Origin of the sequence: Microbacterium sp. AK009 (assembly GCF_013410955.1) — a bacterium.
Classification (GTDB): Bacteria; Actinomycetota; Actinomycetes; order Actinomycetales; family Microbacteriaceae; genus Microbacterium.
This window is the reverse complement of record NZ_JACCCG010000002.1, coordinates 220,044-240,166: the sequence shown is the minus strand read 5'-3', so window position 1 is coordinate 240,166 and position 20,123 is coordinate 220,044. Positions and strand designations below refer to the sequence as shown.

The following is a 20,123-nucleotide window of genomic DNA, read 5'->3' as shown; positions in this document are numbered from 1 at the left end:
CCCGTGACGACCGACCACCCCGCGCCGATCTTCCGCACCGTCCTCGTGGCCAACCGCGGCGAGATCGCCCGCCGCGTCATCCGCACTCTCCGCGTCCTCGGAATCCGCGCCGTCGCGGTCTACAGCGACGCCGATGCCGACGCACCGCACGTTCGGGAAGCCGATGTCGCGGTGCGGATCGGCCCGGCCGCGGCATCGGCGTCCTACCTCGACGTCGACGCCGTCATCGACGCCGCACGACGCTCGGGTGCGGAGGCGATCCACCCGGGCTACGGCTTCCTCTCCGAGAACGTCGCCTTTGCGCGGGCGTGCGCCGCGGCGGGCATCGTCTTCATCGGCCCGGGTGAGAGGGCCCTGGAGGTCATGGGCGACAAGATCCGCGCCAAGGAGCACGTCGCCGGCTTCGGCGTTCCGACCGTTCCCGGCTTCTCGGCCGCAGGGATGGATGACGCCGAGATCGCCCGATCCGCGCAGGAGACGGGCTTTCCGCTGCTGGTCAAGCCCTCCGCGGGCGGGGGCGGCAAGGGCATGCAGATCGTCCGCGCCGCCGGAGACCTCTCCGCGGCGGTGGAGAGCGCCCGACGCGTGGCGCGCGCCGCGTTCGGCGACGACACGCTGCTCCTCGAGCGGCTCGTGGAGCGCCCGCGACACATCGAGGTGCAGGTGCTCGCCGACGATCACGGCCACGTGGTGCACCTGGGGGAGCGCGAGTGCACCCTGCAGCGCCGTCACCAGAAGGTCATCGAGGAGGCGCCCTCTCCGGCGATCGACCCGACGACGCGCGAGCGCCTCGGGCGGGCGGCCTGTGCCGCCGCGGCGAGCGTCGACTACCGTGGCGCGGGAACGGTGGAGTTCCTCGTCGCCGCGTCGCGGCCCGAGGAGTTCTTCTTCATCGAGATGAACACCCGCCTGCAGGTCGAGCACCCCGTCACCGAGGAGGTCACCGGCATCGACCTCGTCGCCGAGCAGCTGCGCATCGCCGCCGGCCTTCCCCTGTCCGTCGCTCAGGACGAGGTGCGGATGCGGGGTCACGCGATCGAAGCGCGGGTCTACGCCGAGAGCCCGGAGCGGGGATTCGTGCCGTCGGTGGGGGAGATCCTGGCATGGCGGCCCGCTCCCGGGATCCGCACCGACGCGGCCATCGAGGCCGGGTCGGTCGTGACCGCCGATTACGATCCGATGATCGCCAAGGTGATCGCCCATGCCGCCGACCGGGCGGCGGCGCTGAAGGCTCTGGATGAGGCACTGGCGGCGACCGTCATCGCCGGTGTCGAGACGAACGTGGGATTCCTTCGGGCCCTGCTCTCCCGGGAGGACGTGCGGGCGGGCGAGCTCGACACCGGCATCATCGACCGGATGCCGGAGCTCGAACCCTCTGCCCCGGACGACGTCGAGCTCGCGGCAGCGGCAGCGGTCGTCGAGACGGCGAGTGACGGTGCCCCCGGGGCGCATTCCCGGCACGGGGCGGGGCCGGTGTGGCGGAGTCTGCGCGGATGGCGCGGCGGGCGAGCGCCGGTTTCCGAGACCGTGTCTTTCGTCGTCGACGGCATCGGCGTCGTGTCCGCGCAGCGGTCGGATACAGTTCCGGCGCCGGAGGTGGTCGTCGCCCGCGCGGACGACGGGGCGGTGTGGACGTGGCGGGACGGCGTCACGCACCGGCTGATGCCGATCGATCGGCGCGAGGCGATGACGCGTCGCCTTGCCGCGCAGTCGCGGCCGGTCTCGGCTTCTGCCCCGCAGGTGCGCGCGCCGATGCCGGGGGCGGTCGTCGCCGTGCACGCCTCGGACGGCGCGAGGGTCGCCTCGGGCGACCGACTCGTCAGCATCGAAGCCATGAAGATGGAGCACATCGTGATCGCGCCCCACGACGGCGCGGTCCGGATCCACGTCGCGATCGGCGACCAAGTGAACCGCGACCAGATCGTCGCGGAGGTCGAGGAGGACCAGGATGACCATTCCGCTGAGTGACTACGCACTGGAGGAGACCGAGCTCGAGCTGGCGCAGCTGGTGCGCCAGTTCGCCGACGACGTCGTCGCGCCCGTCTCGTACGAAGCCGACCGCACCCACACGCTGCCGCTGGACGTGGTGTCGCAGATGGGGGAGATGGGGCTGTTCGGCCTGCCCTTCCCCGAGGATGTCGGCGGGCAGGGTGGAGACTACGTCGCGCTGTGTCTGGCGATCGAGGCGCTCGCCCGCGTCGACCAGTCGATCGCCATCACGCTGGAGGCGGGGGTGAGTCTCGGAGCGATGCCGATCCACCGCTTCGGCACCGACGCGCAGCGTGCCGAGTACCTGCCCGATCTCCTCGCCGGGCGTGCGCTCGCCGGATTCGGACTGACCGAACCCGAGGCGGGCTCGGATGCCGGAGCCACCCGCACCACCGCCCGCCGAGACGGCGAGGAGTGGGTGATCAACGGCTCGAAGCAGTTCATCACCAACTCCGGCACCGACATCACCCGCTTCGTCACGGTCACCGCCGTAACCGGTGAGGACGGCGGACGCAAGCAGATCTCGACGATCATCGTCCCCAACGGCACTCCGGGATTCACCGTCGAGCCCGGGTACGACAAGGTGGGGTGGCGCGCGTCGGACACCCACCCGCTCACCTTCGTCGACGCGCGCGTCCCCACCTCCCACCTTCTCGGCGAGGAAGGGCGGGGTTTCGCGAACTTCCTCCACATCCTCGATGAGGGACGCATCGCCATCGCCGCGCTGTCGACCGGTGCGGCCGAGGGCTGCCTGGAGGCCGCGGTGGACTACGCCCGATCGCGCACCGTCTTCGCCGCGCCGCTGGCGAGCCGGCAGGGGATCCAGTTCATGCTCGCGCGGATGCAGGCGCGGGTGCACAACGCGCGTCTGGCGTGGCTGCACGCCGCCCGCCTGCGCGACGCCGGGAAGCCCTTCAAGACCGCGGCCGCCATTGCGAAGATCACGGCGAGCGATGCGGCGATGGACAACGCCCGCGAGGCCACCCAGATCTTCGGCGGCAACGGGTTCATGAACGAGTACCCGGTGGCCCGCCACTATCGCGACTCCAAGATCCTCGAGGTCGGCGAGGGGACCACCGAGGTGCAGCTGCTGGTCATCTCGCGGGCGCTGGGGCTCGGCGGGTAGCGTGAGTGACATCGTGAACGACCACTCCGTTCCCCCCGGCGTCATCCAGCGCGGACTCTACTTCGACGAGATCGAGGTCGGCGCCCGCTACCTGCACCGCCCCGGGCGGACGGCGACGGAGACCGACAACGTGCTGTTCTCCGCGCTGACGATGAACTCCCAGCCGCTCCATCTGGACGCGGAGTGGGCCGCCGGCAGCCCCTTCGGCGAGCGGCTGGTCAACTCGATGTGGACGCTCGCGACGATGGTCGGGGCATCGGTGTCGCAGCTGACGCTGGGAACCCTCGTGGCGCAGCTCGCGATGACCGACATCACCTTCCCCGCCCCGCTCCGCCACGGTGACACGCTCTACACCGAGACCGAGATCCTCGGCGCACGTCGCTCGGCATCCCGCCCGGGTCAGGGGATCGTCACCATGCGCCACACGGGGCGCAATCAAGACGGCGTGGTGGTCGCCTCCGCCACCCGGGTCGCCCTGATGTGGTGCCGGGAGGCTGCACGCGCGGGCGCCCCCGACGCCCCCGAATCTTCAGAGGAGGTGTGAGAGGGATGCTGCCCACTCCGGCCCTCCTCTTCTGCCCGGCCGACCGCCCCGAACGGTTCGCCAAGGCGCTCGAACGCGCCGACGCGGTCATCCTCGACCTGGAGGATGCCGTCGGCCCCGATCGCAAGACCGCCGCGCGCGGCGCCCTGATCGACGCCGACCTCGACCCGTCCCGGGTCATCGTCCGGGTGAATCCGGTGGGCACCGAGGCGTTCACCGCCGACATGGCGACCCTGTCGCAGACCGACTTCCGCACCGTGATGGTCGCCAAGGCGGAGAGCGCCAAGACGCTGCGTGCGATCGATCGGCGGTTCTCGATCGTCGCCCTGTGCGAGACGGCCCGCGGGGTGGCCGCCGCGGACAAGCTCGCCGCCCACGACCAGGTGGTGGGCCTGATGTGGGGCGCGGAAGACCTCGTGGCGAGCCTCGGCGGCACATCCAGCCGCAAGCCCAACGGGCGTTACCGCGACATCGCCCGGTACGCGCGGGCGCGCGTGCTGCTGGCGGCGGGCGCCCAGGGCAAGGCGGCGGTCGACGCGGTGCACCTCGACATCTCGGACGTGAAGGGGCTCGCGCGCGAGGCCGCGGACGCGGCGGCCTCGGGGTTCGCCGCCACCGCCTGCATCCATCCCTCGCAGGTCGCCGTGATCCGGCGGGCGTACCGGCCCGACGAGGCGACGATCGCGTGGGCCCGGGGACTCCTCGCCGCCGCCGAGGATCACCCTGGGGTGTTCACCCATGAGGGGCGCATGGTCGACGAGCCGGTCCTCCGGCACGCCCGCGCGGTGATGGACCGCGCCGCCCTCACCGGGTGACGTCGACCGGCAGCATCATCCGGAGCGCGCCGCCCTCCACCTCGAACACGTGCAGCGATCCGTTCGGGAGCCGCACGCCGGGCTCGGGCAGAAGGTCCGCGGTCGCGTGCCCGATCACCTCGCGGATGAGCGCTCCGTGCGCCACTGCGATGAGCACCGGGACGGTCCCGTCGACGCTCGCGTCCTGCCGCGCGGACAGGAGCGCCCCGATCGCGCGGGCGCGGAGGTCCGCTCGGGTCTCGGCGCCCGGGACGTCGGCGCTGTGCCAGTGGCCCCAGCGACGCTGGAACTCCGCGGTGACGAGTCCCTCCGCCTCGCCGTACGCACGCTCGCGGAGGCCCGGGTATCGGCGCGGCGCGCCGAGCCCCAGGGCCGCGGCGATGATGTCGGCCGTCTCGGACGCGCGCTGCAGATCGCTGGAGACGATGACGGCGTTCTCCGCAGCATCCCTCGCGGCGTCCGCAGCCGTGCCGGCGAGTTCCCTGCGAAGCTGATCCGCGGCCTCACGGGCCTGGATGCGGCCGGTGTCGTTCAGGGGGATGTCGGTGAGACCCTGAATGCGTCCGGCGCGGTTCCAGTCGGTCTCGCCGTGGCGGACCAGGATCAGTGAACTCACCGGACGAGCGTATCGGGGCCCGGCTGACGGTCCGCCGTCAGCGCGCGTCGGGCGCCGGGAGGTTGTCGGCGAGGAATCGGAGGACCGGTGACGTGCCGGCGTCGATCTTCACCGTGGCGCGCGCATCGCCGCGCGTCTGCCCGCGATTGATGATCACCACGGGAAGCCTCCGGCGTCGCGCGCGCTCGAGCAGACGGATGCCCGAATTGACCACCAGCGATGAGCCGGCGATCACCAGCGCATCGGCCGTGCGCACGATCTGCTCGGCCTCGCGGAACTTCTCGGCCGGGACGAACTCGCCGAAGAACACCACATCGGGCTTGAGCATGCCGGCGCACACGGTGCAGTCGGGGAGGATGAATCCCTCGGTGGCCGACGGGACGACATCCCCGTCGGGCCCCAGGGGAACGGCGTCAGGGACGGTCAGCCACGGGTTGTCGCGCTCGACGCGGACCGCGAGGTCGCGGCGGTCGAACACCTGACCGCAGTGCGTGCAGAACACCCGACGCATCGTGCCGTGCAGCTCGACGACACGGCGGCTGCCCGCGCGCACATGCAGGCCGTCGACATTCTGGGTGACCACGCCCGCGGCGATGCCGCGATGCTCGAGGTCGGCGATCGCCCCGTGACCGGCGTTCGGGCTCGCCGCGGCGAAGGCGCGCCACCCGAGATGCGACCCCACCCAGTAGCGGCGACGGGCGGCGGCGTCGCCGAGGAACTGCTGCGCCGTCATCGGAGTGCGCACCGGGGCGCCCTCGCCGCGATAGTCGGGGATCCCCGAGTCGGTGGACACACCGGCGCCGGTGAGGATCGCCAGCCGACGGCCGCGCAGCACCTCCAGCGCCTCGGAGAGGGCCGGCGTCTGAATACTCGCATCGGTCGTGGCGGTCACCGTCACCCCCCTTCGCCGAGTGTAGGTCGCCGGATGCAGATGACCGAGTCTAGGCCCGTCGCTTTTCGGCGAGGTTACGAGACCCCCGGGTGCGAGAGTGGTCGGATGCAGCTGCACGAGATCGACGATCCGGACGACGACCGCCTGTCGGACTACCGCGACCTCACCGACGTGGCTCTCCGACGGGTGCGCGAACCCGATGAGGGACTGTACATCGCGGAGTCGGCCAAGGTGATCGCCCGAGCCCTGGCCGCGGGGCATCGTCCGCGGTCGATCCTGGTGCAGCGCAGATGGGTCGACGATCTCACGCCGCTTCTGGCCGAGGCGCCCGAGGTCGACGTGTTCGTCGTCCGGCCGGCGGTCGCCGAGGCTCTCACCGGCTACGCCGTGCACCGCGGTGCGCTCGCAGCCATGCACCGCCCGGCTCTCCGACCGGTGGCCGACACCGTGGCCGGGGCACGGACCGTGGTCGTCCTCGAAGACATCGTCGACCACACCAACGTCGGGGCCGTGTTCCGCAACGCCGCAGGGCTCGGCGCCGACGCGGTCCTGGTCTCGCCGCGCTGCGCCGACCCGCTGTATCGCCGGAGCGTCCGGGTGTCGATGGGGACCGTCTTCCAGGTGCCGTGGACCAGACTCTCCGACCCGCGTTCGAGCGCCGCCGAGCTGGCAGCGGCCGGCTTCCACGTCGCCGCGCTCGCCCTCGCCGAGGACGCGGCGCCGCTGGAGCACTTCGCTCGTGATCGGCCGGATCGCGTGGCTCTGCTCCTCGGCAGCGAAGGACACGGTCTGTCGCGTGACAGTCTCGCCGACGCCCATTCGGTGGTCACCATCCCGATGGCCGGGGGCGTGGATTCGCTGAACGTCGCCGCGGCGAGCGCGGTGGCCCTGTGGGCTCTCACGCGCGAGGCGTCATGACGCCGATCAGGAGTCGTCCGTCGCCCGGATGATCGGGCGGGGCTCGGGGCGCTTGGGTGTCACCTCGTCGCCCGAGGACTGCTGCCGCAGTCGGCGCAGCACCCACGGCACGAGGTACTCCCGCGCCCAGACCAGGTCGTTCGACCGCGCCTGACGCCAGGTGCGCACCGGCAGGGGATCGGGCGCCATCGGCTCGAGGTCGTTGGGCACGGCGAGGGTGCGCAGCACCATCCGGGCCACTTCGTGATGACCGAGCGAGTTGTAATGGAGCCTGTCGTCGTCGAAGAAGCGCATGTCCTGCACCTCTTTGAGGGCCCACTGGTCGGCGACGATGCAGTCGTACTGCTCCGCGATGGCGCGGATGTTCTCGTTGTAGATGGCGACCTTGCCACGGATTCCGCGGAACACCGGGGTGAAGTTCGTGTCGATGCCGGTGAAGACCACGAGCGTCGCACCCGAGGTGGACAGGCGCACGACGGCGTCGTGGAAGATGTCGGCCACCACGTCCGGGTCCGAGCCCGGACGGATCACGTCATTGCCTCCGGCGGAGAAGGTGACCAGATCGGGCTTGAGCTCGAGGGCCGGTTCGATCTGCTCCTCGACGATCTGACGGATCAGTCGACCCCGGATCGCGAGGTTGGCGTAGGAGAAGTCGGGCACCTGGCGCGAAAGCACCTCCGCCACCCGGTCGGCCCAGCCGCGGTGCCCGCCCGGCGACCCGGGCTCGGGGTCGCCGATGCCCTCGGTGAACGAGTCGCCCAGAGCGACGAACCGCCGCCAGGGGTGCAGTTCGTGGTTCGCGGCGTAGGGGCTCGGGCGGTCGGGGGTGGTCGACATGGCGCTTCCTCGGCTCGTGGCTTGTGTCGAGGGTAGCGTCCGAGGCGTCGTCTATCGTGGTGACTCGTCGTGTTCGGGAAGGGGGAGCTGTGGACGAGGCCGCTCTGACCGACACCGCCGGCGAGACCGACATCCATCTCGGCAGCTTCGCCGCCGAGCATCTCTCGCCGACCTGGCCGCAGCGGGCGCCGTGGGGAACCGCGCAGCGGCTGCGCGCCTGGCAGGCCGAGGCGCTGGACCTGTACTTCTCTCTCGACGGCCCCGACGGCCCGGGCGCGGGACCGCGCGATTTCCTCGCCGCGGCCACCCCCGGCGCCGGCAAGACGACCTTCGCGCTGCGACTGGCGACCGAGCTGCTTCGGCGCCATGTGGTCGACCGCGTGGTCGTCGTGGCCCCCACCGAGCACCTGAAGTCGCAGTGGGCCGACGCGGCCGCACGCGTCTCGCTGCGCCTGGATCCGGCCTTCAGCAACCGGTTCGTCGCACCGTCCCGGCAGTACCACGGGGTCGCCGTGACCTACGCGCAGGTCGCGGTGAAGCCCTCGGTGCATCAGCATCTGACCGACTCGGCGCGCACCCTCGTCATCCTCGACGAGGTCCACCACGGCGGTGACGCCCTCAGCTGGGGTGATGCGCTCCGAGAGGCCTACGGTCGGGCGAGCCGCCGGTTGCTGCTGTCGGGGACCCCTTTCCGCAGCGACACCGCGCCCATTCCCTTCGTGGAGTACCACCCCGACGACAAGGGCATCAGGATCTCCCGGACCGACTACGCCTACGGCTATCGCCGGGCGTTGGAGGACGGGGTCGTGCGCCCGGTGATCTTCCTCGTCTACGCCGGCCAGATGCGGTGGCGGACCAAGACGGGCGATGAGATGGAGGCCCAGCTCGGGCAGGACAACACCAAGGACATCACCTCGCAGGCCTGGCGCACCGCGCTCGACCCCGAGGGGGACTGGATCCCCGCGGTCCTGCGGTCGGCCGATCGCCGGCTCAGCGAGGTGCGCGAGCAGGTGCACGATGCCGGGGGTCTCGTGATCGCGACCGATCAGACCGCGGCGCGGGCGTACGCCGCGATCCTGGAGGGGATCAGCGGTGAGCGACCCACGGTCGTGCTCTCCGACGAGGCGGAGGCGTCGTCGCGGATCGAGGCGTTCTCGGCCGGGACGTCGCGATGGATGGTCGCGGTGCGGATGGTGTCCGAAGGCGTCGACGTTCCTCGACTGGCCGTGGGTGTCTACGCCACCTCGGCGTCCACACCGCTGTTCTTCGCCCAGGCGATCGGGCGTTTCGTGCGTGCTCGGCGACGCGGCGAGACCGGGAGCGTATTCCTTCCGAACGTGCCGCAGCTGCTGGCGCTCGCCCACGAGCTGGAGCGTCAGCGCGACCATGCCCTCGATCGCGACAGCGACGGCGACGACGAGTGGAACGCCGAAGAAGATCTCATGGATGCCGCCGAGCGGGACGAGAAGGCCTCCGATGCCCTCACGCAGGAGTTCACGTTCCAGGCGCTCGGATCGGCCGCCCACTTCGACCGTGTCATGTTCGACGGCCGGGAGTTCGGTCAGCTCGCTGTCCCCGGAACGCCGGAGGAGGAGGAGTTCCTGGGGCTTCCCGGTCTGCTCGAGCCCGAGCACGTGCACGAGCTCCTCCTGCAGCGTCAGGCGCGCCAGAGTCGTCATCGCAAGGTTCGGGAAGCAGCCGCCACCACGGGGTCCGAACCGGCGCCGCCGTCACCCCCTGCGGCGCTGCACCGCACCCTGAAGGAACAGCGCCAGCTGCTCAACAGCCTGGTGGGGCTGTATGCCCGGCAGAGCGGTGAACCGCACGGTGCCGTTCACGCCGAGCTGCGGCGCATCTGCGGGGGGCCGGCGGTTTCCCACGCCACCGTGGCGCAGCTGCAGGCGCGGATCGATGTGCTGCGCGCACGCGTCCGGTCCTGAGCGGGGTGTCGGTTCGGTCGTCCGAAATGCTGGCAATCCCCGTCTCGGTGAGGATCGCGACGGTGCCGGTGGCTAGCGTGGAAGCGTCCCGCCCCCTGAAACGAGGTCGATTCCGCGTGCCCGCCGACGCTCCCGCAACCCCGCCTCACATCAACGCCCGTGACCGTCGTCGCTGGGCGCAGTACCTCGTCGACGAACGCGCCGAGGCCCGCGTCTACCGCGAGCTCGCCGCCCGTCGTGAGGGGGAGGAACGCGACATCCTCCTCGCCCTCGCCGAAGCGGAGGGACGGCATGAGGCGCACTGGCTCGAGATGCTCGGCGGCGAGCCCGACCGGCTGCCGCGCCCTGATCTGCGCACCCGAGTGCTCGCACTGCTGGCACGGCGCTTCGGCTCGATCTTCGTCCTCGCGCTCGCCCAGCGCGCCGAGGCGCGATCGCCGTATGAGGCCGAACCCTTCGCGTCGGCCTCGATGGCCGCCGACGAACGGATCCACCAGGAAGTCGTGCGGGGCCTCGCAGCTCGCGGCCGTCGCCGGCTGTCGGGATCCTTCCGCGCCGCCGTGTTCGGCGCCAACGACGGACTCGTCTCCAACATGGCCCTGGTCATGGGGATCGGCGCCACCGGCGTCGCGCCCTCGTTCGTCCTCTTCAGCGGCGTCGCAGGACTGCTGGCCGGTGCGCTGTCGATGGGCGCAGGCGAGTTCGTCTCCGTGCGCTCGCAGCGCGAGCTGCTGGCGGCCACCGAGCCGAACAACGACGCCGACCACGTCCTCCCCGACCTCGACCTGGATGCCAATGAGCTGGCGCTGGTCTATCGCACCCGGGGGATGTCGGAGGCCGACGCCGATGCGCGGGCGCGGTCGGTCGTCGGCGCGGCCCGCGAGGCCGATCGGAGTGTCCCCTTCCGGCTGGCCGACGAGGACTCCGACGCGCACGATGTCATCGGTCGCGACTGGGGTGCGGCGCTGTCGAGCTTCCTCTTCTTCGCCTCGGGTGCGGTGATCCCCCTCGTGCCGTGGCTGTTGGGGCTGTCGGGGACGGTCGCCATGGTCACGGCGTCGGTGCTCGTCGGCATTGCGCTCCTGGCCACCGGAGCGATGGTCGGACTGCTCTCGGGCGGCCCGCCGCTCCGCCGCGCACTGCGGCAGCTCGCCATCGGCTACGCGGCCGCGGCCGTCACCTATGTCCTCGGACTCGCTTTCGGTGTCGCCGTCGGATGACGGGTGCAAAAGAAAAACCCCCGGCCAGCCGGGGGTTTTTCTTCTTGTGCGCGAGGGGGGACTTGAACCCCCACGCCCTATACGGGCACTAGCACCTCAAGCTAGCGCGTCTACCTATTCCGCCACCCGCGCATGGGTGTTTCGGTCGTGCAACCGAGGATCGACATTACCACGTTCCCGGGGTCGCTCGTGCGCAGGGGTGGGGCGGGGACCGCGGAGGGCGCCGGTTCGGGCCGCAATTCGCCGAGACCGCGGACGGGTAGGTTAGTCCGCATGCCGACGCCCGGATCCGATCTGCCCGAAGTCGCCCGCATCGCCCAGGACCTCATCCGGTTCGACACCACCAACTTCGGCGGCGGTCGATCCCGTGGCGAGCGCGAGGCCGCCGAGTACGTCGGTGCCTTCCTGCAGTCGTTGGGATTGCAGCCGGAGTACTACGAACCCATCGATCGGCGGACCAACGTGATGGCCCGTGTGCCGGGCCGGAACCCCGATCGACCTGCCCTCGTCCTGCACGGCCACCTCGACGTGGTCCCGGCCGTGGCCGAGGATTGGAGCGTCGATCCGTTCGGCGGCGAGGTGCGCGACGGCATGCTCTGGGGGCGCGGAGCGGTCGACATGAAAGACATGGATGCGATGATCCTCGCCTCCGTCGCGGACATGATCCGGTCGGGGGAGATGCCCGACCGCGACCTCGTGCTGGTGTTCTTCGCCGACGAGGAGAACGGCGGCATCGAGGGGTCCCAGCTCGTGGTGCGCGACCGTCCCGAGTGGTTCGCCGGTGCGACGGAGGCCATCAGCGAGGTCGGCGGCTACTCGATCAGCGTCGCGGACCGCCGCGCGTACCTGCTGCAGGTGGGGGAGAAGGCGCTCGTGTGGATCCGGCTCGTCGCACGGGGGCGGGCCGCCCACGGCAGCAGCTTCCACCCCGACAACGCCGTCACCCGCCTCGCCGAGGCGGTGGCGGCCCTCGGCCGCACCGCGTGGCCGGTGACGCTGACCGACACGACGACGCAGCTCGTGGCCGCCCTCGGCGAGCTCTCCGGCCGCGCCGGCGACGACCCCGACGAGCTCGCCGCCGAGGCCGGCGCCGCGGCGGGGTTCCTTCGTGCGACGCTGCGGACGACCACCAACCCCACCGGATTGACCGCGGGATACAAGCACAACGTCATCCCCGATCGCGCAGAGGCGCTCATCGACGTCCGCGTGCTTCCCGGCACCGAGGACGCCGCCCTGGCGGACATCCGCCGCATCGTCGGCGACGACATCGAGGTCGAGGTGGTGCACCGCGACATCGGGCTGGAGGTGCCGTTCGCCGGAGACCTCGTCGACGCGATGGTGCGGGCGCTGGGTGTGCACGATCCGGGAACCCCTGTCATCCCGTACCTCATGGGCGGCGGAACGGACAACAAGGCACTGGCGGAGCTCGGAATCGCGGGGTACGGATTCGCACCGCTCCGCCTGCCGGCCGATCTGGACTTCACCGGCATGTTCCACGGCGTCGACGAGCGGGTGCCGATCGCGGCCCTCGAGTTCGGTCAGCGAGTGCTCACCGACCTGCTGCGCACCTGCTGACGCGGCGCCGCCACCCTTCCCCGTCCACCGAAAGGCGCACATGCAGCTCATCGAGGCGATCTTCCTCGGCATCGTCCAGGGCCTCACCGAATTCCTCCCGGTCTCCTCCAGCGCGCATCTGCGCATCGTCGGGGAGTTCCTGCCGTCTGCGCAGGACCCCGGGGCGACCTTCACCGCGATCACCCAGATCGGCACGGAAGCGGCGGTCCTGCTGTACTTCTGGAAGACCATCGTCCGGATCATCTCGCGGTGGGCGCAGTCACTGGCGGGGCGGGTGCCCAGGAACGATCCCGATGCCCGCATGGGATGGCTGATCATCATCGGCACCATCCCGATCGGCGTCCTCGGCTTCCTGCTGCAGGATGTCATCCGCGACACGTTCCGCAACCTCTGGCTCGTGGCGATCGTGCTCATCGTGTTCGGACTCCTCCTCGGCGCCGCAGACCGATGGGGCGCGCGCCGAAGGGAGCTGAGCGACCTGACCTATCCGCACGGCCTCGCCCTCGGCTTCGCGCAGGCGCTCGCCCTCGTCCCCGGTGTGTCGCGCTCGGGTGCGACCACCACCCTCGGCCTCGCCCTCGGGTACACCCGTCCCGCCGCTGCCGAGTACGCCTTCCTGCTCGCCGTGCCCGCGGTGTTCGGCAGCGGGTTCTACGAGCTGCTGCAGAGCTTCGAAGAGCCCGGCGGACCCTACAGCCAGCTGGACACCGCGGTGGCGACGGTGGTCGCCTTCGGTGTCGGCCTCGCGGTCATCGCGTTCCTGATGCGCTACCTCAAGCGCGGCAGCTTCCTGCCGTTCGTCATCTACCGACTGGCGCTGGGCACGCTGCTCATCGTGCTGCTGTCGGTGGGGGTGCTGCAGCCCTACTGATCGAGAACGGCGGTTCCGATCAGGACCGACGGGGGTCGTCCCGCCCGGGCTTGGTCGGACCGTCGCCGCGGCGACGCAGATAGCGCTCGAACTCCTGGGCGATGGCGTCGCCGGAGGCTTCCGGCGAGTCCCACGTGTCGCGGGTTCGCTCGAGCTGGCGGATGTACTCGGTCATCTCCTCGTCGTCCGCGGCGGCGGCGTCGATCGAGGCCTCCCAGGCCGCCGCCTCGGTGGACAGATCGCCGCGCGGAACCTGCGCGCCGGTGAGGTCCTCCAGGCGATCCAGGAGCGCGAGCGTCGCCTTCGGCGACGGGGTGTGGCCCGCGACGTAGTGGGGCACGCTCGCCCAGAGGCTCGCCGTGGGGATGCCGGCGGCCTCGGCCGCGTGGGCCAGCACGCTGAGGATGCCGACCGGCCCCTCGTAGGTGCTCTTCTCCAGATCGAGGGACTGACGCAGCTGCTCGTTGTCACTGCCTCCGAACACCGAGATCGGGCGGGTGTGCGGGACGTCCGACATCATCGATCCCAGGGCCACGAAGCCGGTGATGTCCTCGCTCAGGGCCGCGTCGATGATCTCGGAGGCGAACGCCTGCCAGGCGCGTGCCGGCTCGACGCCGGTGAGGAGCCAGAGCTGCGTCCCGCGGGTCTGCCGGGTCGGGCGGAGAAGACTCGTCTCGGGCCAGGACAGCTTCCGCCGCCCTTCGCCGTCGATCGAGACCTGGGGCCGGGTGTACTGGTAGTCGAAGTACAGCTCCGGGTCGACGGAGAAGACCGGTTCATAGCCGTCCGTCCCGCGGATCTGCGCCAGGGCCGACGACGCGGCTTCTCCCGCGTCGTTCCAGCCGTCGAACGCCGCGACGATCACCCTGCGTCCCAGACCCTCCACAGGACCTCCCTCGGCCCGCCGGCGCGGGCTGCTTCCCAGGATAGGCGTCGCACGGACCCGACGGGGGCCCCGGTAGCCTTGACCGGTGCATTCCCCCTCCCTCGCCGCCGTCCTCTGGGACATGGACGGCACACTGGTCGACACCGAGCCTTACTGGATGGCCGCGGAGACGCCGCTGGTCGAGCGTTTCGGCGGGACCTGGTCCCACGAGCAGGCGCTGAGCCTGGTGGGTCTGGGGCTGGAGGATTCGGCGCGCATCTTCCAGAACGCGGGGGTGCGGATGGGGATCCGGGAGATCATCGACCACCTCACCGACGACGTCATGCGACAGCTCGCCGTCACCGGCGTGCCGTTCCGTCCCGGCGCGAAAGAACTCCTCCGGGATCTGAAGGACCACGGCGTCAAGACGGCGCTCGTGACGATGTCCATGCGCCGGATGGCGACCACCGTCGTCGACCTGATCGACTTCGAGGCGTTCGACGTCGTCATCGCCGGTGACGACGCGACCCGCCCCAAGCCCTTCCCCGATCCGTACCTGCAGGCCTGCGAGCTCCTGAGCGTCGCGCCGGGGGACACCGTCGCGATCGAGGATTCTCCCAACGGACTTCGCTCCGCCGTCGCGTCGGGCGCCTCGGTGATCGGCGTGCCGCTGATGGTCTCCCTCGCCGGGGCGGGCGCGCACACGATCTGGCCGAGCCTGGAGGGGCGCACCACGGCAGACGTCCGAGCGTTCCACGCCGCCCGCATCGCCCGCGAGGGGGCCCACGCATGAGCGGCCGGTGGAGCGGACCCTTCCGCGCCGGCGAGCGGGTGCAGCTGACCGGGCCCAAGGGGCGCCTGCACACCGTCACCCTCCGCCAGGACGGAGAGCTGCACACCCACCACGGCGTCCTCGCCCACCGCGACATCATCGGCATCCCCGACGGATCCGTGGTCGTCGGCAGCGGCGGGCACGAATACCTCGCCCTGCGGCCGCTGCTGCGCGACTTCGTCATGTCCATGCCCCGGGGTGCGGCCATCGTCTACCCGAAGGACGCCGCGCAGATCGTCGCCGACGCCGACATCTTCCCCGGCGCGACCGTCGTCGAAGCCGGCGTCGGCTCGGGCGCGCTGGCGCTGTGGCTCCTGCGCGCGATCGGACCGGAGGGGCGGCTGGTCTCCTTCGAACGCCGGGAGGACTTCGCCGAGGTCGCGCGTGCGAACGTCGCAACCTTCCTCGGTGAGGAGCCGTCCGCGTGGCGCGTGATCGTCGGCGACCTCGTCGATGAGCTTCCGCAGAACCTGGCCGACGGCACCGTGGACCGCGTCGTCCTCGACATGCTCGCGCCCTGGGACTGCATCGACGCGGTGGCCGACGCGCTCGTCCCCGGCGGCGTCGTCATCTGCTACGTCGCCACCGCCACCCAGCTGAGCCGCGTCGCGGAGTACATCCGCGGCACGGGCCTGTTCACCGACCCCGAGGCCAACGAGACGATGGTGCGCGGCTGGCATGTCGAAGGGCTCGCCGTGCGCCCCGATCATCGGATGGTCGCCCACACCGGGTTCCTCCTCACCGCCCGCCGCCTCGCACCGGGCGCCGTCCTGCCCGAGCGCAAGCGTCGCGCGTCGAAGTCCAGCTACGGCGACGAAGACGTCGAGCTGTGGACGCCGGGCGCGGTCGGTGACCGGGAGATCACCGACAAGAATCTGCGCAAACGCGTCCGCGAGGCACAGCGTGCGGCCGATGCCCGCACAGGAGGCGCCCAGGGGTCCGCCTAAACTAGCCGGGTGCGAAAACTCCCCGCTCTGCTCGCCGTCGTCGGCCTGTCCGCACTGACCCTGGTCGGGTGCACCACCGCCCCGGCCGCGGGATGCGACCGACCCGCGTCATCCGGATCTTCTCTCGACGACCTCGTCACCGTCGACGGTAACCGGGGAACCGCCCCCGACGTGGAGCTGTACACGCCCTTCCAAGTACGCTCCACCTCCCACACCGACCTCGAGGCCGGGGACGGAACGGCGCTGACCACCACCGAGCAGGCCGCCCTGCTGGATGTCACGATCGTCAGCGGCGAGACCGGCGAGGTGCTCATCCAGACCCCGTACGACGACGACATCGCCCGCGTGGCGCCGATGTCGCAGTGGTACACCCCGATCCCGGCTCTGGAGGGGGCGCTGGAGTGTGCGACGGAGGGGTCGCGCGTGGTCGTCGGCCTCGCGCCCGGCGACATCCTGCCGGAGGCGGCAGCCAGCATCGGCCTGGCCGAGGACGAGTCGGCCGTCGCCGTCATCGACGTGCGCAAGGCGTATCTTCCCCGGGCCACGGGCGCGCTGCAGTTCAACGCCGGCTTCACCCTCCCCTCGGTCGTGCGCGCCGCCGACGGCACGCCCGGCGTGATCATCCCGGACGGCGCCGCACCGAGCGACCTCGTCGTGGAGACCCTCATCCGCGGCGACGGCCCCGAGGTGACCGGCGACGTCCCGGTGCGCGTGGCGTACACCGGCGTGCTGTGGGACGACAAGTCGGTGTTCGATTCGTCCTGGGGCCAGGCGCCGGTGTCGTTCGCGCTCGGGGACGTCGTCCCCGGCTTCGCCGCGGGCCTTCAGGGACAGACCGTCGGATCCCAGGTGATGATCGTCGTGCCGCCGGACCAGGGATACGGCGACGCGGGCCAGGGGAGCATTCCCGGTGGCGCGACCCTGGTGTTCGTCGTCGACATCCTGGGTCTCGACGAGATCTCCTGACCTCCGCGCCTGGCGGATCTTCGCCCACCCCGGCCTAGGATGAGGGAGTGCCGGCGAACACCCCTACGAAGAACCCGCCGGAGGAGCGCCTGGTCAACCTCGTGGTCGCGCTGATGGCGACGGAGCAGGGACTGACCAAGGACACGATCCTCCGCTCGGTCTCGGGCTATCGCGAGCACACCGAATCCGGTGCGTCGAAGGATGCACTGGAGAAGATGTTCGAACGCGACAAGGAGAATCTCCGCGGTCTCGGCGTTCCCATCGAGACGATCGGCGACTTCGCGGATCCCGATGATCTGCGCGATGCGCGCTATCGGGTGCCGAAGTCGGAGTACTCGCTTCCCGATGAGATCGTCTTCACCCCCGCGGAGCTGGCCCTGCTGAACCTCGCAGGCGAGGTGTGGAGCGAGGGGTCGCTGTCGGCCGAGGCCCGCAGCGGTCTGCGAAAGATCCGGGCCCTCGGCATCGACGTCGACGAACCGATCATCGGATACTCACCGCGCATCAGCGCTCGGGAGCCGTCGTTCCCGGTGCTGCAGCGCGCCATCGAGCAGAGCCGCGCGGTGACCTTCCCCTACCTCCGGCCCGGAGATGAGAGCGAGCGATCACGACGGGTCAGACCGCTGGCCCTCGTCGAGTACGAGGCCCGGTGGCATGTCTTCGGGCGCGATCTGAACCTCGACGCCGATCGCACGTTCCTCCTCAGTCGCATCGTCGGCGACGTCGCGGTGACACGAGACACCTTCGACCCGGCGCTGCGCGAAGGCGCGGGGGAGAGGGCGCTGGCAGAGCTGCAGGAGCTCGCCGAACGCCAGCTCGCCCACCTCGAGGTCGACCCCGGAACCGAGGCGGCCCTGCGCCTCGCCCGCCGTGGACGCCCAGCCGAGCAGGGGATCCTCGTGCCCTTCGTCGACGTCCACGTCTTCGCCGATGAGCTGGCCTCGTACGGCCCTGAGGTGCGGGTGGTCGCTCCCGACAACCTGCGCGCGCTCGTCATCGCCCGCCTGCGGGCGGCGCTCGACGGCCACGACCAAGTGCCAGGAGGCGTCTCATGAGCGCGCGACGACCGCTGGTCGCCACAGATCGGGCCGCGCTCATCCTGCAGCTGGTGCCGTACCTCATCAGCAAGGGGGAGGTGTCGATCGCAGAGGCGGCCGAGGAGTTCGACGTCACCCGCGACGAGATGCGCGACATGGTGCAGAAGCTCACCGTCATCGGTCTTCCCGGCGAACGGGGCTACTGGCAGATGGCGAACGATCTCTTCGACATCGACTGGGACCTCCTCGACACCCGGGACCTCATCGCCATCACCCACTCCGTGGGCCTCGAGCGTGCTCCTCGACTGACCGCTCGGGAGGCGGCGGCGCTCGTCGCGGGACTTCAGCTCGCGCGCGCCATTCCCGGAGTCGGCGACACGGAGGTGTATACCGGCCTCCTCGCCAAGCTCTCCCGGGGCGCGTCGGCCAAACCGGCCGATGTGATCGTCGCGCCGACCCCCGTCGACGACGTGCGGGAGGCGGTGGCGATCGCCCTGCGCGAGCGTGTCGCGGTCACCTTCACCTACAAGGCGCCCGAGTCGGAGCCGACCGCACGCACGGTGGACCCGGTCAAGGTGCACATCGCCGATGGTCAGTGGTACCTGCAGGGATGGTGCCACCTGCGTCAGGCGATGCGCACGTTCCATCTGGACCGGGTCAGCGATCTGCGGATCACCGACATCCCGAGCACGCACAGCGAAGACGCCGCAACGGGATGGTTCGAACCGACCGAAGGCGGGGGAGAGGTCATCGCCCGCATCCGCTTCCGTGCGTCGCTGGCGCCGCTCCTCGGCGACTACCTCGATCGAGCGACCGTGGTGCGCGACGGCGACGACGCGATCGCCACCCTCCGCGTCGCCGACGAGACGACGCTGCGCCGTCTTGCGGCACGACGCGGCGGAGGCGTCGAGATCATCTCTCCCGAGGGGGCCCGTCGCGCGGCCGCCGAGTGGGCTCGCGCGGGACTCGCGCAGTACACCGAACGCGCCGATCCGTCACCGGCCGGTTCATAGACGCCGCGGGTTAGACTGAAAACCCGACCTAAGGAGTCCTGATGCTCGGCAACGCTTTCGGGTGGCCTCACCTTCTTGTCCTGCTCGCGGTCATCCTGTTGCTCTTCGGTGCTGCGAAGCTGCCTGCTCTCGCCAAGAGCGTCGGCCAGTCGGCCCGCGTCTTCAAGGGTGAGATGAAGGCGATGAAGGAGGAGGACGTCAAGCCCGCCGACACACCGGCGGCTGCACCGGCACCCTCCAACCCGCCCACCGCGTCGTCCGACGCGAGCCTGGGCAGGCCGTCTGAAAACACCTGATCGGCGTGGCCACGGCTGAGCGCGCCCGGACAGACGACAGCGAGCCGCGGCGCGAGAAGCGCATGTCGCTGGGCGCCCACCTGCTGGAGCTGCGCCGACGCTTGATGTTCGCGGTCATCGCGCTCGTGGTGGGGATGGTCGTCGCCTTCATCATCACCGATCCGATCATCTACTGGATCACCGGTCCGATCCGCGACATCGCAGCAACCCGCGGGGACGACTTCTCCGCGCTGAACTTCACCACGGTGACGTCTGCGTTCGACATGAGGATGCGGATCGCCTTCTCGATCGGTCTGTTCCTCTCGGCTCCGGTCTGGCTGTGGCAGGTCTGGGCGTTCGTGATGCCGGGGCTCACGCGCAAAGAGGTCCGCTACACGATCGGCTTCGTCGCCGCCGCGGTCCCCCTCTTCTTCCTCGGCTGCTGGGTGGGCGTGCTCATCGTCCCGCACGTGATCGACCTGATGTGGGGCTTCACCCCCGAGGGCGGCACCAACTTCTACAACGCGGCCGAGTACTACGACTTCGTGTTCAAGCTGATGATCGTCATCGGCATCTCCTTCGTCCTCCCGGTCTTCCTCGTCGCTCTGAACGTCGCGGGTGTCATGAGCGGCCGCGCGATCCTGAAAGGCTGGCGCGCCGCCGTTCTGATCGCCACCGTCTTCGCCGCTCTCGCCACCCCCGCGGCCGACGTGGTGAGCATGCTCATGCTCGCCGGCATCCTCGTCGTTCTCTTCTTCGCCGCTGCCGGGCTGTCCCTCCTCTTCGATCGCCGTCGCTCCCGCCGCGACGCTGCGCTCCTTCCGCCCGGGGCCGCCTGATGACAC

At 70.7% G+C, this 20,123-nt stretch carries 20 protein-coding genes and 1 tRNA gene; 16 read left to right on the top strand and 5 right to left on the bottom strand.

Going from position 1 to position 20,123, the window contains the following annotated elements:
* Nucleotides 1-3: 3 nt before the first annotated feature.
* The 4 genes from HDC37_RS05085 to HDC37_RS05070 are packed head-to-tail and all read left to right on the top strand — an operon-like array spanning nucleotide 4 to nucleotide 4,474.
* Nucleotides 4-1,968: a biotin carboxylase N-terminal domain-containing protein gene (locus tag HDC37_RS05085; protein WP_179559321.1), complete on the top strand. Its 1,965-nt coding sequence runs from the start codon at nucleotides 4-6 to the stop codon at nucleotides 1,966-1,968.
* Nucleotides 1,949-3,115: an acyl-CoA dehydrogenase family protein gene (locus HDC37_RS05080; RefSeq protein ID WP_179559320.1), complete on the top strand. Its 1,167-nt coding sequence runs from the start codon at nucleotides 1,949-1,951 to the stop codon at nucleotides 3,113-3,115. The genes HDC37_RS05085 and HDC37_RS05080 overlap by 20 nt, the downstream gene beginning before the upstream one ends.
* Before the next feature lies 1 nt (nucleotide 3,116).
* The gene (locus tag HDC37_RS05075; protein WP_308472099.1) at nucleotides 3,117-3,659 is read left to right on the top strand and encodes a MaoC family dehydratase; all 543 of its coding nucleotides are present in this window, start codon (nucleotides 3,117-3,119) and stop codon (nucleotides 3,657-3,659) included.
* Between the two features lie 5 nt (nucleotides 3,660-3,664).
* Complete coding sequence (locus HDC37_RS05070) at nucleotides 3,665-4,474, top strand: CoA ester lyase (RefSeq protein ID WP_179559319.1); 810 nt, start codon at nucleotides 3,665-3,667, stop codon at nucleotides 4,472-4,474.
* Here the strand turns inward: HDC37_RS05070 and HDC37_RS05065 are convergent.
* Entirely contained in the window at nucleotides 4,464-5,090 is a 627-nt protein-coding gene (locus HDC37_RS05065) for a histidine phosphatase family protein (protein WP_179559318.1), read from the bottom strand. The two genes, HDC37_RS05070 and HDC37_RS05065, sit on opposite strands and share 11 nt — an antisense overlap.
* A 37-nt stretch (nucleotides 5,091-5,127) precedes the next feature.
* Nucleotides 5,128-5,982 (bottom strand): Sir2 family NAD-dependent protein deacetylase, encoded by an 855-nt coding sequence (locus HDC37_RS05060; RefSeq protein ID WP_179559317.1) that lies wholly within the window; start codon nucleotides 5,980-5,982, stop codon nucleotides 5,128-5,130.
* 105 nt (nucleotides 5,983-6,087) lie between these two features.
* Here HDC37_RS05060 and HDC37_RS05055 point away from each other — a divergent pair, with 105 nt between their 5' ends.
* The gene (locus tag HDC37_RS05055; protein ID WP_179559316.1) at nucleotides 6,088-6,900 is read left to right on the top strand and encodes an RNA methyltransferase; all 813 of its coding nucleotides are present in this window, start codon (nucleotides 6,088-6,090) and stop codon (nucleotides 6,898-6,900) included.
* A 6-nt stretch (nucleotides 6,901-6,906) separates the two neighbouring features.
* Here HDC37_RS05055 and HDC37_RS05050 read toward each other — a convergent pair whose 3' ends face one another.
* Nucleotides 6,907-7,737: an SGNH/GDSL hydrolase family protein gene (locus tag HDC37_RS05050; RefSeq protein ID WP_179559315.1), complete on the bottom strand. Its 831-nt coding sequence runs from the start codon at nucleotides 7,735-7,737 to the stop codon at nucleotides 6,907-6,909.
* 131 nt (nucleotides 7,738-7,868) lie between these two features.
* Between HDC37_RS05050 and HDC37_RS05045 the strand changes: the two genes are divergently transcribed.
* Together HDC37_RS05045 and HDC37_RS05040 are read left to right on the top strand one after the other, a co-directional pair.
* On the top strand, nucleotides 7,869-9,677 hold the full coding sequence (locus HDC37_RS05045) for a DEAD/DEAH box helicase (protein WP_179559577.1): 1,809 nt from the start codon (nucleotides 7,869-7,871) through the stop codon (nucleotides 9,675-9,677).
* A 116-nt stretch (nucleotides 9,678-9,793) separates the two neighbouring features.
* The gene (locus HDC37_RS05040; protein WP_308472098.1) at nucleotides 9,794-10,897 is read left to right on the top strand and encodes a VIT1/CCC1 family protein; all 1,104 of its coding nucleotides are present in this window, start codon (nucleotides 9,794-9,796) and stop codon (nucleotides 10,895-10,897) included.
* 47 nt (nucleotides 10,898-10,944) lie between these two features.
* On the opposite strand, the gene HDC37_RS05035 is transcribed toward HDC37_RS05040, so the two are convergent.
* Nucleotides 10,945-11,029, bottom strand: a tRNA-Leu gene (locus HDC37_RS05035).
* Nucleotides 11,030-11,170: 141 nt separating this feature from the next.
* Here HDC37_RS05035 and HDC37_RS05030 point away from each other — a divergent pair.
* Both HDC37_RS05030 and HDC37_RS05025 read left to right on the top strand, forming a co-directional pair.
* Nucleotides 11,171-12,472, top strand: coding sequence for a M20/M25/M40 family metallo-hydrolase (locus tag HDC37_RS05030; RefSeq protein ID WP_179559313.1), 1,302 nt, complete (start codon nucleotides 11,171-11,173; stop codon nucleotides 12,470-12,472).
* Nucleotides 12,473-12,512: 40 nt separating this feature from the next.
* Nucleotides 12,513-13,343, top strand: a complete 831-nt coding sequence (locus HDC37_RS05025; protein WP_179559312.1) for an undecaprenyl-diphosphate phosphatase — start codon at nucleotides 12,513-12,515, stop codon at nucleotides 13,341-13,343.
* A 19-nt stretch (nucleotides 13,344-13,362) separates the two neighbouring features.
* Here the strand turns inward: HDC37_RS05025 and HDC37_RS05020 are convergent, their stop codons facing one another.
* Entirely contained in the window at nucleotides 13,363-14,229 is an 867-nt protein-coding gene (locus HDC37_RS05020) for a PAC2 family protein (RefSeq protein ID WP_179559311.1), read from the bottom strand.
* An 85-nt stretch (nucleotides 14,230-14,314) separates the two neighbouring features.
* Between HDC37_RS05020 and HDC37_RS05015 the strand changes: the two genes are divergently transcribed.
* The 7 genes from HDC37_RS05015 to tatC all read left to right on the top strand — a co-directional run bounded on the left by HDC37_RS05015 (nucleotide 14,315) and on the right by tatC (nucleotide 20,117).
* Complete coding sequence (locus HDC37_RS05015; protein WP_308472097.1) at nucleotides 14,315-15,001, top strand: HAD family phosphatase; 687 nt, start codon at nucleotides 14,315-14,317, stop codon at nucleotides 14,999-15,001.
* Entirely contained in the window at nucleotides 14,998-15,987 is a 990-nt protein-coding gene (locus HDC37_RS05010) for a tRNA (adenine-N1)-methyltransferase (RefSeq protein ID WP_179559310.1), read from the top strand. Before HDC37_RS05015 ends, HDC37_RS05010 begins: the two co-directional genes overlap by 4 nt.
* Nucleotides 15,988-15,996: 9 nt before the next feature.
* Nucleotides 15,997-16,953 (top strand): FKBP-type peptidyl-prolyl cis-trans isomerase, encoded by a 957-nt coding sequence (locus HDC37_RS05005; protein WP_179559309.1) that lies wholly within the window; start codon nucleotides 15,997-15,999, stop codon nucleotides 16,951-16,953.
* A 47-nt stretch (nucleotides 16,954-17,000) separates the two neighbouring features.
* Entirely contained in the window at nucleotides 17,001-18,008 is a 1,008-nt protein-coding gene (locus HDC37_RS05000; protein ID WP_179559308.1) for a YafY family protein, read from the top strand.
* On the top strand, nucleotides 18,005-19,003 hold the full coding sequence (locus HDC37_RS04995; protein WP_179559307.1) for a YafY family protein: 999 nt from the start codon (nucleotides 18,005-18,007) through the stop codon (nucleotides 19,001-19,003). The genes HDC37_RS05000 and HDC37_RS04995 overlap by 4 nt, the downstream gene beginning before the upstream one ends.
* A gap of 41 nt (nucleotides 19,004-19,044) precedes the next feature.
* A complete protein-coding gene (gene tatA / locus HDC37_RS04990) occupies nucleotides 19,045-19,299 on the top strand; it encodes a twin-arginine translocase TatA/TatE family subunit (protein ID WP_179559306.1) in 255 nt (84 codons plus the stop codon).
* Between the two features lie 62 nt (nucleotides 19,300-19,361).
* Nucleotides 19,362-20,117 carry a twin-arginine translocase subunit TatC gene (gene tatC, locus HDC37_RS04985; protein WP_179559575.1) on the top strand — a complete coding sequence of 252 codons (756 nt, stop codon included), beginning with the start codon at nucleotides 19,362-19,364 and terminating at the stop codon, nucleotides 20,115-20,117.
* The last annotated feature ends 6 nt before the right edge of the window (nucleotides 20,118-20,123 follow it).